The organism is Longimycelium tulufanense, assembly GCF_014645795.1.
Taxonomy (GTDB): domain Bacteria; phylum Actinomycetota; class Actinomycetes; order Mycobacteriales; family Pseudonocardiaceae; genus Longimycelium; species Longimycelium tulufanense.
The window spans coordinates 11,648-32,788 of the sequence record NZ_BMMK01000034.1; the positions used below are offsets into that span (position 1 = coordinate 11,648).

Sequence of the window (21,141 nt, forward strand, 5' to 3'; positions counted from 1 at the left end):
GGGAGTTAGGACGCATGACCGACGAAAAGACCCTCCGCGAGTACCTCAAGCGCTCCATCGCCGACGCGCGCGAGGTCCGACAGCGGCTGTACGAAGAACGGCAGCAGCGCACCGAACCCATCGCCATTGTGGGGATGGCGTGCCGGTTCCCGGGCGGCGTCGGGTCGCCGGAGGACCTGTGGCGGCTAGTGGCCGAGGGAGAGGATGCCATCTCTGGCTTCCCCACCGACCGCGGGTGGGACCTGGAACGGCTGTACGACCCGGACCCGGACCGCTCGGGTACCTGCTACGTGCGGACCGGTGGCTTCCTCTACGACGCGGTGGAGTTCGATGCCGGCCTCTTCGGGATCAGCCCCCGTGAGGCGGCGGCGATGGATCCGCAGCAGCGGTTGCTCCTGGAGGCGTCCTGGGAGGTGCTCGAACGCGCCGGCATCAGTCCCGCCTCCCTTAAGGGAAGTGACACGGGTGTCTTCACCGGGATGATGGTGGAGGACTACAGTCGACGCCCGCTGCCACCGGAACAGCTGGAGGGTTATCTCGGCACGGGTGGCGCGGGGAGCGTCGCGTCGGGCCGTGTGGCCTACACTTTCGGCTTCGAGGGTCCCGCGGCCACGGTGGACACGGCGTGTTCGTCGTCCCTGGTGGCCCTGCACCTGGCGGTGCAGGCGTTGCGCAATGGCGAGTGCTCCCTGGCGCTGGCCGGCGGAGTGACCGTGATGTCCACCCCACACACGTTGGTGGAGTTCAGCCGTCAACGGGGGCTGGCCCGGGACGGCCGATGCAAGGCGTTCGCGGATCAGGCGGACGGAACTGGTCTCGCCGAGGGCCTCGGCGTGGTGTTGGTGGAGCGGTTGTCCGATGCCCGTCGTCACGGGCACGAGGTGTTGGCGGTCATCCGTGGTTCGGCGGTGAACCAGGACGGGGCGTCCAACGGCCTGACCGCGCCCAATGGACCATCACAACAGCGGGTCATCCGCGCTGCCCTGGCAAACGCCGGCTTGAAATCGTCCGATGTGGATGCGGTGGAGGCACACGGGACCGGCACCAAGCTGGGTGATCCCATTGAGGCGCAGGCGATACTGGCGACCTATGGCCAGGACCGGCCGGCGGATCTGCCGTTGTGGCTGGGGGCGTTGAAGTCCAACATCGGGCACACCCAGGCCGCTGCGGGGCTCGCGGGAGTCATGAAGATGGTCATGGCGATGCGCAACGGGCTGTTGCCGCGGACCTTGCACGTGGACGCACCGACATCGCACGTGGACTGGTCGTCCGGCGCGGTGGAACTGCTGACGGAGACTCGCGAGTGGCCGGACGCGGGTCGCCCGTGGCGCGTCGGGGTGTCGTCGTTCGGTTTCAGCGGCACCAACGCCCACGTGATCCTCGAGCAGGCGCCCGACCCTACCCCGGTCGCCCGGGACGCCGACGAGCATCGCCCGCTGCTGCCGGTGCTGCCCCTCGTGCTGTCGGCCCGCACTGCGGATGCCCTGCGCGCCCAGGCAGCCCGGTTCGAGGGACACCTCACCTCCCGACCGGAGCTTCGCGCGGCGGACGTCGCCTACTCCCTGGCGACGACACGGGCGACCCTGGAGCACCGAGCCGTCGTCCTCGGTGACGGCCCCGAGGAACTGACGGAGGGCCTGCGCGCGTTGGCAGCGGGCGAGCCGCACCCGGGGCTCGTCTGGGGTGTCGCGGGGGAACCGGGAAAGACCGCGTTCCTGTTCCCCGGCCAGGGAAGCCAACGCGCGGGGATGACCCATCAACTGTACGAGTCATGGCCCGTGTTCGCCGACGTGGTCGACGCCGTGTGCGAACAGGTTGACGCGGTGCTGGACCGGCCGCTGCGTGAGGTGATGTTCGCGCCAGAAGGCTCGCACGAGGCCGGTCTGCTGGACCAGACGGCGTTCACGCAGGTGGCGTTGTTCGCGGTTGAGGTGGGGTTGTTCCGGCTGTTGGAGTCGTGGTCGATCCGGCCGGACTTCCTGATCGGACACTCTGTCGGAGAGCTGGCTGCGGCACACGTCGCCGGGGTGTTGTCGCTGGAGGACGCGTGTGCCCTGGTCGCGACTCGCGGGCGGTTGATGCAGGCCGTTCCCTCCGGCGGCGCGATGGTGGCCGTGCAGGCCAGTGAGGACGAAGTCGCCGCGTTGCTGGGAGACCAGCGTGAGGAGGTGGGGATCGCCGCGGTCAACGGCCCCCTGGCGACCGTCCTCTCGGGAGCCGAACCAGCTGTCCTGGAGATCGCCGAGAGACTTCGCGAACAGGACCGGAAGACCAAGCGGCTACGGGTCAGCCACGCGTTTCACTCGCCGTTGATGGAGCCGATGCTGGCGGACTTCGCGTGCGTCGCCGAGAACGTTTCCTTCACGCCGCCGAGGATTCCGATCGTCTCGAACCTGACCGGACGACTCGCGAACCCGTCGGAGATGTGTGACCCCGCGTACTGGGTGCGGCACGTCCGACAGGCGGTGCGGTTCGGCCACGGCGTGCGCTACCTGCACGAGCAGGGCGTCACGAGCATGGTGGAGCTGGGCGTGGACGGCGTGCTGTCCGCGATGGCCCAGGATTGCCTGCCGAACGACAGCGACGTGACCGTCGTGTCGATGTTGCGGTCAGGTCGTGACGATACCCGAAGCGTACTCACCGCACTCGCGGGGCGGCATGTCCAGGGGCTGCCAGTGGACTGGGCGGCGGTGTTCGCCGGGCGCGACTGCCACAAGGCGCCCCTCCCGACGTATCCCTTCCAGCGACAGCGGTACTGGCTGCAGGGCGCGGAGCCGGACGGGTCCACCAAGCGTGACCCCGCTGATGATCGGTTCTGGGGGTTGGTGGAGCGACAGGACCTTCATGAACTCGCCGATACTCTGGGCGTGACGGGGGAGCGTGAGCCCGCTCTGGGGGCCGTGGTCCCGGCACTGCGTGCGTGGCGTCAGCGCCAGCAGGAGCAGTCCGCCGTCATCAGCTGGCGCTACCGCGTTTCCTGGCGGCCGGTTACTCTCCCGGAGAAACGCTCCAGACTGGACGGAGCGTGGCTCGTGGTGGCCCCAGCCGGTGCGAGCAGCGAGGCGTGGGTGACCGCGTCGACTGAAGCGCTGACTCGGTGCGGTGCTCGTGTCGTCCCCTTCCGACTCTCCGCAGTAGATCGACACGAGGTTCGCACCGAGCTGATGACTGCGCTTCCGGACGACCAGCCAGTGGCTGGAGTGCTGTCGCTGCTCGCGATGCGGGAGGACACCGCCGAGGCGCACGGAGGTGGCCCAGAAGGACTGCTCTCCACGGTGGCGTTGGTCCAAGTCTTGGGCGACCTCGACATCGACGCTCCCGTGTGGTGCCTGACCAACGGCGCGGTCACCGTGGTCCCCCCCGGACCCGAGAACGGGCCGGACAACCCGACGCAGGCCCTGGTGTGGGGTCTCGGTCGGGTCGTGGCGCTGGAACACCCGGAACGCTGGGGCGGCGTGGTGGACGTCCCAGCACTGCCAGACGCGGTCTCAACGACGAACCTGTGCACGGTGTTGGCTGGGGTCGGCGAGGACCAGGTCGCGATCCGCTCGACCCGTGTGTGGGGCCGGCGTCTGGTGCGCGCCCCCTGGAACGGCTCGGCTCCCGGGGCGTGGACGCCGCGCGGCACCGTGCTGGTCACCGGCGGTACCGGCGCGCTGGGCGCGCATGTCGCCCGTTGGTTGGCCCGTCATGGCGCTGAGCATCTCGTGCTGACCAGCCGACGCGGTCGGGAGGCCGAGGGAGCCGTCGAGCTGGAGGCCGAGCTGACCGGTCTGGGCGTGGACGTCACCGTGGCGTCGTGTGACGCCGCCGATCGCGAGGCGCTACGCGCCCTGATGGACGCGCTGCCGGAGGACTTGCCACTCACCGCGGTGGTGCACGCGGCGGGTGTGCTGGATGACGGAGTGATCTCCGCGTTGACCCCGGATCGAATGCACGCGATGTTGCGGCCCAAGGTGGACGCCGCCTGGAACCTGCACCAGCTCACCCACCATCTCCAGCTCGACGCGTTCGTGCTCTTCTCCTCGCTGAGTGGTGTGGTGGGGAACGCGGGCCAGGGCGCCTACGCGGCGGCGAACGCGTTCCTGGACGCCCTCGCCGAGCACCGCCGGGCCCAGGGCCTTTCCGCGACCGCGATCGCGTGGGGGGCGTGGCACGGTGGCGGGATGGCCAGCCGGGTCGAGGCGGACCGGCTGCGCCACCAGGGCCTGCGCGCGATGGCTCCCGAGCGGGCGCTCTCCGTGCTCCACCAGGCACTCGACGCGGGCGACGCGTTCCTGGCCGTCGCCGACGTCGACTGGACCCGCTTCGCGCCCGCCCTCACGCCGGCGTCCCGGCGGGGGGCCCTGCTCGACGAGCTGGCCGAGGCCAGGGAGGCGAGGACGGCGACCACGCCGGAGCACGTCGAGCCGGGCTCGTTCGCCCGCCAGCTGGCCGCGCTGCCGACAGCCGACCGGGAACGTACCTTGCTGGACATGGTGCGCGCGACCGCGGCCAGCGTGGTCGGGCGCACCGTGGAGGCGGTGTCCCCGACCCGGAACTTCAAGGACCTTGGGTACGACTCCCTCGCCAGCGTGGAGCTGCGCAACCAGCTCAACGCCGCGACCGGCCTCCGGCTCCCGGTCTCCCTGCTGTACGACCACCCGACACCGAGAGCGGTCGCGGCGCACCTCCGTCGTCGGCTCCTCGGCTCGGCGGAGGAGCATGACCGGCCCGCGCCGACCACGGCCGCGCTGGACGATCCGGTCGCGATCGTGGCCATGTCCTGCCGGTTGCCGGGTGGGGTGGCGTCGCCCGAGCAGCTGTGGCGCCTGGTCGCCGAAGGCCGCGACGCCATCACCGACCTGCCAGTGAACCGCGGGTGGGACGTCGACGCACTCTACGACCCGGACGGAGGTCCTGGCCGGTCCTACACCCACAGCGGAGGCTTCCTGCACGACGCAGACCAGTTCGACGCCACGCTCTTCGGGATCAGCCCGCGCGAGGCGGCGGCGATGGATCCGCAGCAGCGGTTGGTCCTGGAGGTGTCGTGGGAGGCTTTCGAACGGGCTGGTATCGATCCGACCTCGCTGCGTGGTTCTCGGGCCGGCGTGTTCGTGGGCGCCGCCGCCCAGGACTACGGCCCGCGGCTGACGGAGGTCCCCGAGGAGGCCCAGGGCTATTTGTTGACGGGAAACGCGACCAGCGTGATCTCGGGTCGGGTCGCCTACACGTTCGGTTTGGAAGGCCCTGCGGTCACGGTGGACACGGCGTGTTCTTCGTCGTTGGTGGCGCTGCATATGGCCGCGCAGGCGTTGCGGAACGGCGAGTGCGACCTGGCTCTGGCCGGGGGTGCCACCGTCATGGCCAATCCGGACGTCTTCGTGGAGTTCAGTCGGCAGCGTGGGCTGGCACCGGATGGTCGGTGTAAGGCGTTCGCTGCGGCCGCGGACGGCACCGCGTGGGCCGAGGGCGTTGGTGTGGTGTTGTTGGAGCGGTTGTCCGACGCCCGCCGTAACGGGCGCGGGGTGTTGGCGGTCCTTAGGGGATCCGCAACCAACCAGGATGGTGCGTCCAACGGGTTGACCGCGCCCAACGGTCCCTCACAGGAACGCGTGATCCGACAGGCGTTGGCGAACGTGGGGTTGAAACCGTCTGATGTGGACTCTGTGGAGGCGCATGGCACCGGTACCACGTTGGGTGACCCTATTGAGGTACAAGCCCTTCTGGCGACTTATGGGCAGGATCGTCCAGCGGATCGGCCGCTGTGGCTGGGGGCTTTGAAGTCGAACATCGGTCATACGCAGGCGGCTGCAGGAATCGCTGGCGTCATGAAGATGGTGCTGGCGATACGGAACGGGGTGTTGCCGCAGACGTTGCACGTGGACGAGCCCACGCCACACGTTGACTGGTCCGCAGGAGCAGTGGGACTGCTGACCGAGGCGCGTCCGTGGCCAGACACGGGGCGGCCACGCCGGGCCGGGGTGTCCTCGTTCGGCATCAGCGGCACCAACGCCCACGTCATTTTGGAACAAGCTCCGTCGAGCCTGCCGCAGGCCGAGACCGACAAGTCCGCGGTTTGGGGTGACGCGGACGTTCGTGTCACGTCGCATGACGATGCTGTTGCCGTGCCGTGGCTACTGTCCGCCAAGAGCGCTGAGGCGCTGCGCGCCCAAGCCCAGCGGTTGCGCGAGCATGTTGAGAATCATCACGAGCTCGCACCCGACGACGTCGCGTACTCGTTGGTGACGACGCGAGCTGCGTTGGAACACCGGGCAGTGGTCGTTGGTGACGACCGTAGCGAACTCGTCCAAGGCCTGGACGCTCTCGGCGACGACCGCCCTGCGCCAGGCCTCGTTCACGGGACGCAACGGCGAAACAGTCGACTCGCGTTCTTGTTTCCTGGCCAGGGTAGCCAGCGGGTGGGGATGGCGCGTGGCTTGTATGAGGCGTGGCCGGTTTTCGCCGATGTGGTCGACGCGGTGTGCGAGCAGGTGGACCCGTTGCTCGACCGGCCGTTGCGCGAGGTGTTGTTCGCGGCAAAGGACACGACCGAGGCGTGCTTGCTGGATGAGACGGCGTTCACGCAGGTGGCGTTGTTTGCCGTTGAGGTGGGGTTGTTCCGGTTGATGGAGTCGTGGGGGGTCCGGCCGGACTTCTTGATTGGGCACTCCGTTGGGGAGCTGGCGGCGGCGCATGTGGCGGGTGTGTTTTCGCTGGAGGATGCGTGCGCCTTGGTGGCGGCGCGGGGTCGGTTGATGCAGACTCTTCGCTCCGGTGGCGCTATGGTGGCCGTGCAGGCCAGCGAGGACGAGGTGATTCCTCTTCTTGAGGGCCACGAGGACGAGATGAGCATCGCGGCGGTAAACGGCCCCTGGGCCACCGTGCTGTCCGGGGCTGCGCCCGCCGTTGCAGAGGTCGCCGCGAAACTGCACGAGCAGGGCCGGAAGACGAAACGGTTGCGGGTCAGTCACGCGTTCCACTCGCCGTTGATGGAGCCGATGTTGGCGGAGTTCGTGCGGGTCGCCGAGGGCGTGTCGTTCGCACCACCCGCGATCCCGATCGTGTCGAATCTGACCGGTGAAGCCGTTTCGGCGGAGGAAATCTGTGCGCCGGAGTACTGGGTGCGTCACGTGCGGCAGCCGGTGCGGTTCGGCGAGGGCGTACGCTTCCTGCACGGGCAGGGTGTCAGGAGCATGGTGGAGCTGGGCGTGGACGGCGTGCTGTCCGCGATGGCCCAGGATTGCCTGCCGAACGACAGCGACCTGACCGTCGTGTCGATGTTGCGGTCCGACCGTGAGGACACCCGAAGCGCCCTCACCGCCATCGCCGGTATTCATGTCAATGGTGTTCAGGTCGACTGGAAAGCCTTGTTCGCGCACCGCAACTGTCGGCGGGTCGACTTGCCCACTTACCCGTTCCAGCGGCAGCGGCACTGGATCGAGCAGGTTTCCCGCACGACCGGAGTCACCACGGACACGGACGCCGCTGACCATCCGCTGTTGGGAGCCATCGTGCCCCTTCCGGAGTCCGACGTGCTGGTGCTGTCCGGGCAGCTGTCGGTCGACACCGCGTCCTGGCTCGCCGACCACGTCATCCTGGGGAAGATCGTCGTGCCGGGAACTGCCCTCGTCGACCTCGTGCTGTGGGCGGGTGAGCAGGTCGACTGCGAGGTCCTGCCGGAGCTCACCCTCGAGGCACCTCTCGTGCTGCCCGAGCAAGGCGGGATCCAGGTACAGCTTCGTGTCGAGCCACCCGACCCTGCGGGCAACCGCACGGTGCGGGTGTACTCGCGACCTGTGTCCTCCGGAAGCCAGGAATGGACACGGCACGTCACGGGAACATTGAGTGTTTCCGGCAAGCGTCCGACGTTCGACCTCGCCACGTGGCCACCGTCAGACGTCGAGGTGAGCGACCTCGACGGCCATTACGAGTGGCTCGCGGATTCCGGTGTGGACTACGGGCAGACGTTCCGTGGCCTGCGGGCAGTTTGGCGTCGTGACGACGAGATCTTCGCCGAGGTGGTCCTTCCGGAACCGGTCACCGCTGAGGCGGGCACGTACGGCATCCACCCGGCTCTGCTTGACGCGGCACTCCACGCCCTCGCCGATCCCGAGACCAGTCAGGTGGTTAGGTTGCCCTTCTCGTGGAGCGGGGTGTCGCTTTGCGCGACGGGCGCTACCCATCTGCGGGTACGACTCACCCGAACAGGACCGGATGCTTTCACGCTCGACGCGGCAGACTCGTCAGGAACCCCCGTGGTCTCCGTGGAGTCGCTGGTGCTGCGCACAGTCAAGCAGCTCGGCCCCGACGACGCCGCCCTGCCCCGCGACTCCCTGTTCCGGGTCGACTGGGTTCCGATCGCGGACGACAACCGGCGGCGGGTGGGCGACTCCTTGCTCGTCCTTGGTGGTGGCGATGAACGATACCGTGATCTCGGTCAGCTCAGCGCCGCGTTGGACACCGGCGCCGAGCTCGACCCCGACGTGGTCTTGGCACACTGCCCGGTGGACGTCGAGGTGAGCCCTACCGTCGCCGTGCACCGAGCCGCGAGGTGGGCTCTTGATCTGCTCCAAACCTGGCTCGCCAATGACCGCTGGGCCACGACCACCCTTGTGGTGGCGGTCCGGAACGCGGCTGCGGTCCCGGCCGCGGCGCAGCTGGCGCAGGCGACCGTGCGGGGTCTGGTTCGCTCGGCGCAGACCGAGCACCCCGACCGCGTCGTCTTGGTCGAGCTGGACCGGCCGGACGTGGGCAGCGACCTGCTAACCAGGGCGCTCGCCAGCGGTGAGCCCGAGATCGCGTTCCATGAGGGCGGGCCGGTCGCGCGACGGCTGGTTCGGGCCGACTACACCGATCTCGCGCCGGGGCTCCGTTTCACCTCCGACGAGACGGTCTTGGTCTTCGGCGGCACCGGCACTCTGGGCCGTCTGCTCGCGCGGCACTTGGTCACCGAACATGGCCTGGGGCACGTCGTCCTCGCCGGTCGGAGGGGGGACGAGACTTCCGATCTCGCGCGGCTGCGCACCGAGCTGGCGGAGTTGGGCGCCGACCTGCGAGTGGCTGCCTGCGACGTCACGGACGAGCGCGCGGTGGCGGACCTGCTTGCCACCATCTCCCAGGAGCGTCGCCTGGCCGGTCTCGTGCACGCCGCCGGCCTGACCGACGACGCGGTCGTGTCCACCCTCGACCCCGACCGGTTGGACCGGGTTCTGCGGCCCAAAGTGGATGGTGCCTGGAATCTCCACCAACTGACCAGCCACCTCGACCTCCGCATGTTCGTGCTGTTCTCCTCCGCTGCCGGGGTCTTGGGTGGCGCGGGACAGGGCAACTATGCGGCGGCGAACGCCTTCCTGGACGCCCTCGCCGAGCAACGGCGAGCGCACGGCCTGCCCGCGGTCTCGCTCGCCTGGGGCCTGTGGGCGGAAACCAGCGGTATCACCGACCAACTGGTGGAACGGGACCGGGAACGGATGCGTCGGGCCGGCATCGCCGCACTGGCCAACACTGCGGCCCTCGCCTTGTTCGACACCGCGCTGCGCATGGACCACGCCGTACTTGTGCCCGCCCGACTGGACCTGGCGGCGCTGCGGTCGCGGGTTTCGGCGCAATCGATGCCCTTGCTGTTGCGGTCGCTGGTCCGCTCGCCGCGGAAAGCCGCCGCAGCAAACGGAAGCGTTGTGCCGTCACTCGCGCAGCGTCTTGCGGAGATGTCGCCAACGGAGCGGCACGGAATGGTGCTCAACCTCGTGCGCGAGGAGACCGCCTTCGTCCTTGGCCACGGCACGGGGGACTCCGTCGACCCCGAGCAGCCGTTCAAGGAGCTGGGGTTCGACTCGCTCACCGCCGTGGAACTGCGCAACCACCTGCGGGAGTCGACCGCGCTGTCGATGTCGGCCACGCTGGTCTTCGACCACCCGACACCTGCCGAGCTCGCGGATTACCTGCTGCGGCTCGCCCTTCCGGACAAGCAGACCCTTACAGAGCGCGCCGTCCAGGAGCTTGAGCGCCTCGAGACGACCGTGGAGACGCTCGGCTTCGACGAACCCGGTTGGGACGAGGTCGTGCGACGCCTGCGCCGAATCCTCGGTCGGCTCGAGGACGTTCCCGGTCACGACGCGGCGGAGGACGCACTCGACAGCGCCACCGTGGACGAGGTGCTCGAGTACATCGACCAGGAGTTCGGCGACCTGACGACGTAGCGCCCACGCGCTACCCGGCTCGCTGTACGACCGCCCGGCAATGGAGTTGATCAAGTTGGCAACAGACGACAAGCTCGTTGACTACCTCAAGCGAGTTACTGCCGACCTGAAGCGAACCCGGCAACGGGTGCGCGAACTCGAGTCCGGTGTGGCGGAACCCGTCGCGATCATCGGTATGGCGTGCCGGTATCCCGGGGGCGTCACGTCACCGGAGGACCTCTGGGACCTCGTCGCCGCCGGGCGCGACGCCATCTCGGCCTTCCCCACCGACCGTGGCTGGGCCGTCGACCTCGGTGCGAGCTTCCGACACGAGGGCGGATTCGTTCACGACGCCACTGACTTCGACGCCGACCTGTTCGGCATCAGCCCTCGTGAGGCCCTGGCCATGGACCCACAACAGCGGTTGTTGCTGGAGACGTCGTGGGAGGCCCTGGAACGGGCCGGCATCGATCCCACCTCGCTGTGGGGCAGTGACGCCGGCGTGTACGTCGGGTTGATGAACCAGAACTACGGCCCACGCGACGAGGAGTCGTTGCAGCAGTTCTTGGGGTTCGGCGCCACCGGGATGCTCAACGCGGTGGCCTCGGGGCGGATCGCCTACACGCTGGGCCTGGAGGGGCCCGCGATGACCGTCGACACCGCCTGCTCCGCGTCGCTGGTCGCGCTGCACCTCGCCGTGCGGGCGGTACGGGCGGGGGAGTGTCCCCTCGCCCTGGTCTGCGGGGTCACGGTGATGACCAGCCCGCTGGCCTTCCTCGACATGGCCCAACAAGGCGCCCTCGCCAGGGACGGCCGGTGCAAGTCCTTCGCGGCCGCCGCCGACGGCACGGTCTGGGCTGAGGGCGTGGGCGTCCTCGTGGTGGAGAAGCTCTCGGAGGCACGTCGCGCCGGCCATCAGGTGCTCGCGGTGATCAGGGGCAGCGCCGTCAACCAGGACGGCGCGAGCAACGGGCTGACCGCGCCCAACGGCCCAGCACAGGAGCGGCTGATCCGGCAGGCGCTCGACGACGCTGGGCTGAGCCCGGGCCAGATCGACGCCGTGGAGGCGCACGGAACCGGCACCACGCTCGGTGACCCGATCGAGGCGCAAGCGTTGTTGGCGACGTACGGGCCGGGCCGGCCGGCGGACCAGCCGCTGTGGTTGGGTTCGGTGAAGTCCAACCTGGGGCACACGCAGGGCGCGGCCGGGGTCGGTGGTGTGATCAAGATGGTCATGGCGATGCGCCACGGGATCCTGCCCCACACGCTGCACGTGGATGCCCCCACACCGCATGTCGACTGGTCGTCCGGCGCCGTGCGGCTGCTCACCGAGGCCTGGGAGTGGCCGGACACCGGTCGCCCACGTCGGGCGGGGGTGTCGTCGTTCGGGATCAGCGGGACCAACGCGCACGTCATCCTAGAACAGGCGCCTCCCGAGGAGGGCTCGGCGGCAGCTGCGGACGATGCTTCCCGGGTTCGGGCCGCGAGCGAGTCCGGAATCGGCGGCGCGGTGCCGTGGGTGCTCGCGGCGCGCGGCGAACGCGCCCTCCGGGAACAGGCGAAACGCCTCTCGTCCTACCTGGACGACCAGGACCGGCTGAGCGTGGTGGACGTGGGCTACTCGCTGGCCGTGTCCCGCGCGGCCCTGGAGCACCGAGCGGTCATCCTGGCGAAGGACCAGGACGCCTTCCAAGCCGGTCTGGAAGCGGTTATCGAGGGCCGCGACGCGATTGACGTCGTGGAGGGTGTCGTTCGGGAAGCCGGGAAGACGGTGTTCGTGTTCCCTGGCCAGGGCTCGCAGTGGAGCGGGATGGCCACGAGGCTGTGGGGGTCGTCCGCCGTCTTCCGCGACCGGCTCCAGCAGTGTGCCGACGCGCTGCGTCCACGCGTCGACTGGTCACTGGTGGACGTTGTGTGCGGCGCCCCCCACGCACCGTCGCTGGACCGCGTTGACGTCGTCCAGCCGGCACTTTGGGCGATGATGGTGTCGCTGGCCGAGGTGTGGTGCTCCATGGGGGTTCGCCCAGACGCGGTCATCGGTCATTCCCAGGGGGAGATCGCGGCGGCGTGCGTGGCGGGTGGCCTGTCCCTTGCGGACGGGGCCCGCGTGGTCGCCCTGCGCAGCCAGGCCCTCGCGGCCCTCGCCGGTCGCGGTGGCATGGTCTCGCTGCCACTGCCCCTGACACGGGCCGAGGGCCTCCTGCGAAGGTGGGAGAACCGCCTGTCCGTCGCGGCGGTGAACGGGCCACGCTCGGTGGTGGTGTCCGGTGACCCCGAGGCCTTGGACGAACTCGTGGCCTGGTCCGTGGGCGAGGACATCCGCGCGCGGCGGGTTCCGGTCGACTACGCGTCACACTCCGCCCAGGTCGAGGCGATCCAGGCCCGGTTGGCCGAGGCCCTGTCCGGCGTCGCGGCGCGGGCGAGTGAGATCCCGTTCCTGTCCACGGTGACCGGTGGTTGGCTGGATACCTCCACCCTCGACGCGGACTACTGGTACCGGAACCTGCGTGAGACTGTGCGGTTCGAACCAGCGGTGCGGGAGCTGCTGGCGGCGGGGTACCGCACCTTCGTCGAGGTGTCGCCACATCCGGTGCTGACGATGGGCGTCCAAGAAACGCTCGACGAGCCCGAGAATCAGGCCGCCGCCGTCGTGGTGGGGTCGCTCCGCCGCGATCAGGGCGGATGGGAACGGTTCCTGACCTCGGTGGCCGAGGCCTATGTCCGGGGGGTTCCCGTGGACTGGGCCGATGTCTTCGCCGGCACCGCGGCGCAACGTGTGCCATTGCCGACCTACGCGTTCCAACGCCGCCGTTACTGGGTGGACTTCCAGGGAACCATGCCCGGCGGCCTAGCCTCGCTCGGGCAGAACTCCGCCGAACATCCCCTGCTGGGCGCCGCTGTCCCGTTGGCCGACTCTGACGGGATGCTCTTCACCGGCCAGCTCACGATGGACGCCCACCCGTGGCTGCGTGACCACGCGGTGGCCGGAACCGTTCTCCTGCCCGGAACGGCTTTCGTCGAGCTGGCCATTCGGGCGGGCGACCAGGTCAGGTGCGGTCACCTGGAAGAGTTGACCCTGCAGGCGCCGCTGGTGCTCACCGAGCGGGACGCCGTACAGCTCCAGGTGGCGGTGGGGACGCCAAACGACGATGGCGTCCGGTCCGTGGCGGTGTACTCCCGCCGTACCGAGGAGTCCGCAGAGCCGTGGACCTGCCACGCCACGGGCCTGCTCGCGTCCCGCGTCGCCGATCCAGACTTTGAGTTCACCCAGTGGCCACCCAACGGCGCGACACCCGTCGAGATTGACCAGCTGTACGATGTGTTGGCGGAGCGCGGCTACGAATATGGCTCGGCGTTCCAGGGCGTGCGCCGGGTCTGGCGTCGCGACGAGGAGATCTTCGCCGAGATCGCGCTACCCGAGGCCGTGCTTGGGGACCCGACGGCCTTCGGGCTACACCCGGCGCTACTGGACGCGGCGCTCCATGCGGCTCAGGTGCGTCACGACGAGCGCGTCGCGCTGTCCGACGGTGAGGTTCCGCTGCCCTTCGCGTGGAGTGGAGTCTCGTTGTCTGCCACCGGTGCGTCATCGTTGCGGGTGCGGTTGACGATGTCCGGCCCGGACACCATATCCCTGTGGGCAGCGGACTCCGTCGGAGCTCCGGTCGTGTCCGTGGACTCGCTGGTGACCCGTTCCGTGCCAGCACACCAGCTACAGGCTACCCCCAGGGGCGATGACCTCTTCCGGCTGGAGTGGGTGAAGCTGCCTACCGTCTCGGCTGATGCTCCGGCGCGGTGGGCCGTTCTTGGCGCCAATCCGGAGACGCTCGGGCTGGCGGTGCGGCCGGGCGGCACGGGCACGTCGGTCGCGGACTTCCCCGACATTTCCTCGCTAAGGGAGGCGATCACCTCAGAAGCGCCGGTTCCGGACGTGGTGCTCGCGCCGCTGACGGCTCTCACCGGCGACGAAAGTGGTCCCGGTGACACCGCCGCGGCAGCGCGGGCCGCCACCCACAAGGCTCTGAGCCTGCTGCAGTCGTGGCTCGACGACGACCGGTTGGCCGCGTCCCGACTGGTACTGCTCACCACGGGCGCCGCGTCCACAGGGGATGGTGCGGACGTGCCCGACCTGGCCACGGCTGCGGCATGGGGCCTGGTGCGATCCGCGCAGTCCGAACATCCGGACCGGGTGGTCCTGGTCGACCTAGACGGGATCGAGCACCGGGCGGATCTGCTGGCGGCGGCCGTGTCCGCCGGTGAGCCTCAGCTTGCGGTGCGCGACGGTCAGCTCCTGGCCGCCCGGTTGGCCCGGGTCAACACGGCTTCCGACAGCGGTGCCGCCCCGCGCTGGGACACTAGAGGAACGGTCCTGGTCACCGGCGGCACCGGAACCCTCGGCTCGGCGGTGGCCCGGCACATGGTCGTCCAGCACGGGGTGCGCCATCTGGTGTTGACCAGCCGGCGCGGCCCGGGCGCCGCCGGGGCGGTCGAGCTGCGGGCCGAGCTGACCGAGCTGGGCGCCAACGTCGAGGTCGTGGCCTGCGACATGGCCGACCGCCGGGCGGCGGCCGAACTGGTTGGCCGCATCGACCCGGAGCACCCGCTGACGGCGGTGGTGCACGCGGCGGGTGTGTTGGATGATGGAGTGATCTCCGCGTTGACCCCGGAGCGGGTGGACGCGGTGTTGCGGCCCAAGGTGGACGCCGCTTGGAACCTCCACGAGCTCACCCAGGACCTCCGGCTCGACGCGTTCGTTCTCTTCTCCTCCGCGGCTGGGGTCATGGGAGCCGCGGGACAGGGCAACTACGCCGCGGCCAACGCCTTCCTGGACGCCCTGGCCCAGCAGCGACGAGCACGCGGCCTGCCGGGGTTGTCCCTGGACTGGGGGCTGTGGGAAGAGGCCAGTGGGATGACGGCGGTCCTGACGGGGGCGGACCGTTCCCGCCTCGCCCGGTCCGGCGCCCAGCCCATGTCCACAAGGGATGGACTGGCGTTGCTCGACGCCGCCATGGCGATCACGGACGAGCCGGTGTTGGTCCCGATACGGCTGGACCCGCGCGACCTGGACGCGTCGGCACCGCCGCTGCTCCAGCATCTGGCGCCCGTGACCACGCGCCGCAGGGCGGCCAGTGCCGGCGCTCTCGGGACGAACTCCTTGGCCGAACGGCTGGCCGGCCGGGACACCGTGGAGCGGAACCAGGTGTTGCGGGATCTGGTGCGGGCCCAGGTCGCCACGGTGCTCGGCCACGACTCAGCCGAGTCCGTCGACCCCGACCGCCCCTTCCGGGAGCTTGGCTTCGACTCGCTCACCGCGGTCGAGTTCCGGAACCGGGTCTCCGCCGCGATCGGGCTCCGGCTACCGGCCACGTTGGTGTTCGACCACCCCACTCCCACCGCGGTGGCCCAACTCCTCGACGCGGAGATCCTCGGTGCGGGTGCGGACGTCGGCGCGCCGATGCTCACGACGACCGCCCCGCCTGACGAGCCGATCGCGGTGGTCGCGATGGCCTGCCGGCTGCCGGGGGGCGTCGCTTCGCCCGAGGAGCTGTGGCGCCTGGTGGACCGGGGCGTCGATGCGATCTCCGGGTTCCCCACCGACCGCGGTTGGGATCTCGAGGACATGTACTCGCCCGATCCCGACCGGCCAGGGACGTGCTACGTGCGCGCCGGCGGCTTCCTGCACGACATGGCGGAGTTCGATGCCGGGTTCTTCGATATCAGTCCCCGTGAGGCGACCGCGATGGACCCGCAGCAGCGGCTGCTGCTAGAGACCTCGTGGGAAGCGTTCGAGCGCGCTGGCATCAACCCCACCTCCGTGAAGGGAAGTGACATCGGTGTCTTCACCGGATTGATGGGGCAGGACTACGCGACACGGCCAGCCGTTCGGCTGACGGAGTTCGAGGGTTACTCGGGCACGGGAAGCGCGTCGAGCGTGGCCTCCGGTCGTCTCGCCTATTTGTACGGACTCGAGGGTCCGGCGGTGACCGTGGACACGGCGTGCTCGTCCTCGCTGGTGGCAGTTCATCTGGCGGTTCAGGCGTTGCGCCATGGCGAGTGCGAGATGGCGCTCGCCGGTGGTGTGACCGTGATGTCCACCCCGACGACGTTCGTGGAGTTCAGCCGGCAGCGCGGGCTGGCGCCCGACGGACGATGCAAGCCATTCGCGGATCAGGCTGACGGAACCGCCCTCTCCGAGGGGGCCGGCCTGCTGTTGTTGGAGCGCCTGTCCGACGCACGACGGAGGGGCCACCCCGTGTTGGCGGTGGTGCGTGGTTCGGCGGTGAACCAGGACGGAGCGTCCAACGGTTTGACGGCGCCGAATGGTCCGTCGCAGCAGAAGGTTATCCGCCGAGCACTGGCGAACGCCGGGTTGAAACCGTCCGATGTGGATGTAGTGGAGGCGCACGGTACCGGTACCACGTTGGGTGATCCTATTGAGTCGCAGGCTCTTTTGGCGACCTATGGGCAGGATCGTCCGGCGGATCTGCCGTTGTGGCTGGGGGCGTTGAAGTCGAACATTGGTCATACTCAGGCGGCCGCGGGTGTGGCTGGTCTGATCAAGATGGTGTTGGCGTTGCGGCACGGGATGTTGCCGCGGACGTTGCATGTGGATGAGCCGACGTCGCACGTCGACTGGTCGTCGGGTGCGGTGGAGTTGTTGACGGAGGCTCGTCCGTGGTCGGAGACCGGGCATCCGCGTCGGGCGGGGGTGTCGTCGTTCGGGATCAGCGGCACCAACGCGCACGTTATCCTGGAACAGGCACCGTCTGAGAAAGACGCGGAAGCACCCGGGGACGACGCTGTTCGGATTTCGGAGGTGAGCGAGTCCGGGGCCCGGGGTGCGGTGCCGTGGGTGGTCGCGGCCCGCAGCGAACCTGCTCTATGGGAACAAGCTGTACGGCTATCGGCCTTTGTGGACGATAACGCGCCAAGCGTGGTCGATGTGGGCTACTCGCTGGCCGTGTCCCGTGCGGCCCTGGAACACCGTGCGGTCGTCCTAGCGGAGGACCAGAACGCCTTCCGAAGCGGCTTGGCGGCGGTCGCGGAGGGCCGCGAGGCCACCGGGGTCGTGGTGGGTGTCGCCCGGCGGGCCGGAAAGACCGTGTTCGTGTTCCCCGGTCAGGGCGGACAGTGGACGGGGATGGGCAGGGAACTCTGCGAGGCCTCCCCGGTGTTCGCTCGAACGTTGCGGGCCTGCTCCGACGCGCTCGCGCCGCACGTCGGCTGGTCGTTGGTCGACGTGATCCACAGTGCCGAGGACGCGCCCGCACTGGAGCGGGTCGACGTCGTCCAACCCGCCCTGTGGGCGGTGATGGTGTCCCTGGCGGACCTCTGGCGCTCGATGGGGGTCTCTCCGGACGCCGTCGTCGGTCATTCCCAGGGCGAGATAGCTGCGGCGTGCGTGGCGGGTGGCCTGTCGTTGGAGGATGGGGCCCGCATCGTCGCGCTCCGGTCCCGGTTAGTCGCGGAACGCTTGTCAGGCAACGGCGGGATGGTCTCAGTATCCGCCCCGTTGGATTGGGTGGAGCGACTGGCGGCCCAATGGTCGGACCGAGTTGACGTGGCTGCGGTGAACGGCCCCTCGTCGGTGGTGATCTCGGGAGAGCCGGCGGCGTTGGACGAACTGCTGGTCTGCTGTGAGCACGAGGGCGTGCGGGCACGCCGGATCGCGGTGGATTACGCCTCGCACTCAGCCCAAGTGGAGGCACTGCGTGACGACCTGCGCGAACGTCTGGCGGACATCGCGCCACGGTCGGCGTCGGTGTTGTTCCTGTCGACGGTGACGGGCGACCGCATGAACACCGCGGACCTGGACGCTGATTACTGGTACCGAAATCTGCGGAGCACGGTTCGGTTCGAACAGGGTGTGCGGCGACTGGGTGACCAGGGGTTCGGAGCGTTCCTCGAGATGTCTCCCCACCCAGTGCTGACGGCTGGGATCGAGGACGCCCTCGACCAGGGCGACCCGGTGGTCGTGGGGTCCCTTCGCCGGCAGGAGGGCGGCCTCGCCAGCTTCCTCACCTCGCTGGCCGGCGCATGGGTGCACGGGGTCGACGTCGACTGGTCGCGCGCCTTCGAGGGCCCCGACCCCTGCGTCGTGGAACTCCCCACATACCCGTTCCAGCGACAGCGGTACTGGTTGGAAGGGACCGGCTCGGCCGCGGACGTGAGGACAGCGGGTCTGGTGCGGCCGGACCACCCGTTGCTGGGGGCAGCGGTCGAGCTGGCTGGTTCCGACACGCGTCTGTTCACCGGAGTGATCACGTTGGAGCGTCAGCCATGGCTGCATGACCACGCCGTGTTGGGGACGGTCCTCCTTCCGGGAACGGCGCTCATCGAGCTGGCACTTCATGGGGGCCATCAGGTCGGGTGCTCTCGGCTGGAGGAGCTGACCCAGGAAGCGCCGCTGATCCTGCCCGAGCAGAGCGGCGTCCGGCTCCAAGTGGTCGTGGGCACGCCCGACGAGTCCGGTCGGCGCACGGTGGAGGTGTATTCGCGCCCGGACGACGCCTGGGAGGACGTGGCCTGGACCCGTCACGCCCGAGGCGTTCTGACGGACCAGCCAGAGCCCCCCGCGGCCGCGCTAGACGGCGCGTGGCCACCGCCCGGTGCCGAACCGGTGGACCTGGCGGGGTGCTACGAGCGGCTAGCCGAGGCGGGCTTGGAGTACGGGCCGGCCTTCCAGGGGCTGCGTCGAGCATGGCGGCTCGGCGCCGACGTGTTCGCCGAGGTAGCGCTACCGGCCGAGGCCGAAGCGGACGCCGATCGCTACGGGGTCCACCCCGCACTGTTGGACGCGGCACTGCACGGGGGACTTCTCCCCGAGGTGGCGGAGAAGACCATCGACGTACGAATTCCCTTCTCCTGGAGCGACGTGGCGATCTACACCACGGGAACGCCCACCATGCGGGTTCGCCTGTCGCCCACGGCTTCCGGTGGGGTGTCCGTGCTGTTGGCGGATCGCACCGGTGTCTCCGTCGCCTCGGTGGGCTCACTCGTCGCTCGACCCGTGTCGGCAGAACAGCTGGAAGCCACTCGTGGCGACCTCCAGGACTCGTTGTTCCGACTGAGGTGGACTCGGCTCACCCCACCGTCGGTCCCGTCCTCGAACACTGGCGAGCAGTGGGTGGTCGTGGGAGGTGACGAACTCCAACCAACGATCACCCCGTCCTTGTGGTCACCGCGTTGTGTCGCGTCGCTGGCGGAGCTGACCGAACCCGTTCCGGAGGTGGTGTTCCTGCCCTGTACGGCGAGTTCCGCCGGGGATGTCTTGGCGGACCAGGTTCGAGCGGCCACCTGCCAGGTGTTGGAGACGTTGCGGCAGTGGCTCGCCGACGAGCGGTTCTCCTCCGCACGGCTGGTGATCATGACTCGGGGTGCGGTGTCCGCATCGGACCTCGAGGGCGTCACGGACCTCCCTGGTGCGGCTGTCTGGGGCTTGGTGCGCTCGTCGCAGGTAGAGAATCCGGACCGTGTCGTTCTGGTGGACCTTGACCAGGACTCGGTCCCCGCCGAGATACTGTCGGCGGTGCTCGACGCGGACGAGCCACAGGTTGTCGTCCGCGGGGGAGGACTCTTCGTCCCGAGGCTCGAGCGCGTCGCGAAGGGGCAGACGGCGAAGTGGGAGCCGTCGGGAACCGTGCTCGTCACGGGAGCGTCCGGGACACTGGGTCGGCTCGTCGCCCGGCACCTAGTCGAGTCCCACGGCGTGCGCGACATGCTGCTGGTGAGCCGGCGCGGCGCCGAGGCCAGGGGAGCGGGCGAACTATCCGACCATCTCACCGCGCTTGGGGCGCGAATCACCTGGGCGGCGTGTGACGTCGCCGACCATGCGGCGGTGGCGGAACTTCTGGGTTCCCTCCCGGTCGAGCGGCCCTTGACAGCCATCGTGCACACAGCGGGCGTCCTGGACGACGGGGTTGTCCAGTCGTTGACGCCGGAGCGGATCGACCGGGTGCTTCGACCGAAGGTCGACGCCGTCCTCAACCTGCACGAGCTGACCGAGAGCATGAACCTGTCCGCGTTCGTGGTCTTCTCCTCGGCCGCCGGGACGCTCGGCGCCGCCGGCCAGGCGAACTACGCGGCGGCCAACGCCTTCCTGGACGCCCTCGCGTGTCACCGCAGGACGCGGGGCCTGCCTGCGGTCTCGCTGGCGTGGGGCCTGTGGGCCGAAACCAGCGGGATGACCGCGCGGATGAGCGAGACCGACGTCGCTCGGCTGGGCAGGTCGGGAGTGATGGGCCTGTCCAGTCAGGAGGGGCTCGCTCTTCTCGACGCGGCGACCTCGCTGGACGAACCCGTTGTTCTGCCGATGCGCGTCGACATCCGGGTCCTGCGGGCCGAGGCGGCGAACGCTCCGGTGTCCCCGGTGCTGCGTGCCTTGGTGCCCGGCTCGCTCCGCCGTGCGGCGGGCGTCGCCGCGGCCGGCGGGGAGATGTTGCGGGACCGGTTGGCCGGGATGTCCGCCGACGACCAGGACCGCGTGGTGTTGGAGCTGGTCCGCGGTCACGTCGCCGCGGTGCTGCGGCTAACCTCGCCCGCGACGGTTGAACCCGGCCGTGCCGTCAAGGAACTGGGGTTCGACTCGTTGACCGCGGTGGAGCTGCGGAACCGGCTCAACACTGCGACCGGGCTGCGCCTCCCCGCCACGCTGGTCTTTGATCACCCCACGGCCGCCGCTCTCGCGGAGCACCTGAAAAAGGAGCTTCTGCACGCCGGTGGGGCACCGACACTGCGACCGGTCCTCACCCAGCTCGACAAGCTCGAAGACGCGCTACCCCAGCTCTCCTCCGACGAGGTCGTGCGGGACGCGGTCGAGGCTCGACTCCGCGATCTGCTGGCGAAGCTAAACAACGGCTCGGTGCACCAGGAGAGCGTTGCCGACGACCAAGTTCTGCAAGCGGCCACGCTCGACGAGGTGTTCGACATCATCGATGGTGAGCTCAAGAGGTCCTGAATTTCCCGCGCGAAGGGCAGCACGTTC

The 21,141-nt window shown here is 69.4% G+C and carries 1 protein-coding gene and 1 pseudogene; both read left to right on the forward strand.

The genetic code is table 11. The annotated features are described in order from the left end of the window. Nucleotides 1–113: 113 nt before the first annotated feature. A pseudogene (locus tag IEY55_RS25510) lies at nucleotides 114–10,181 on the forward strand (type I polyketide synthase); the annotation flags it as partial. Between the two features lie 55 nt (nucleotides 10,182–10,236). Next, complete coding sequence (locus IEY55_RS25515) at nucleotides 10,237–21,114, forward strand: type I polyketide synthase (RefSeq protein ID WP_444543300.1); 10,878 nt, start codon at nucleotides 10,237–10,239, stop codon at nucleotides 21,112–21,114. The last annotated feature ends 27 nt before the right edge of the window (nucleotides 21,115–21,141 follow it).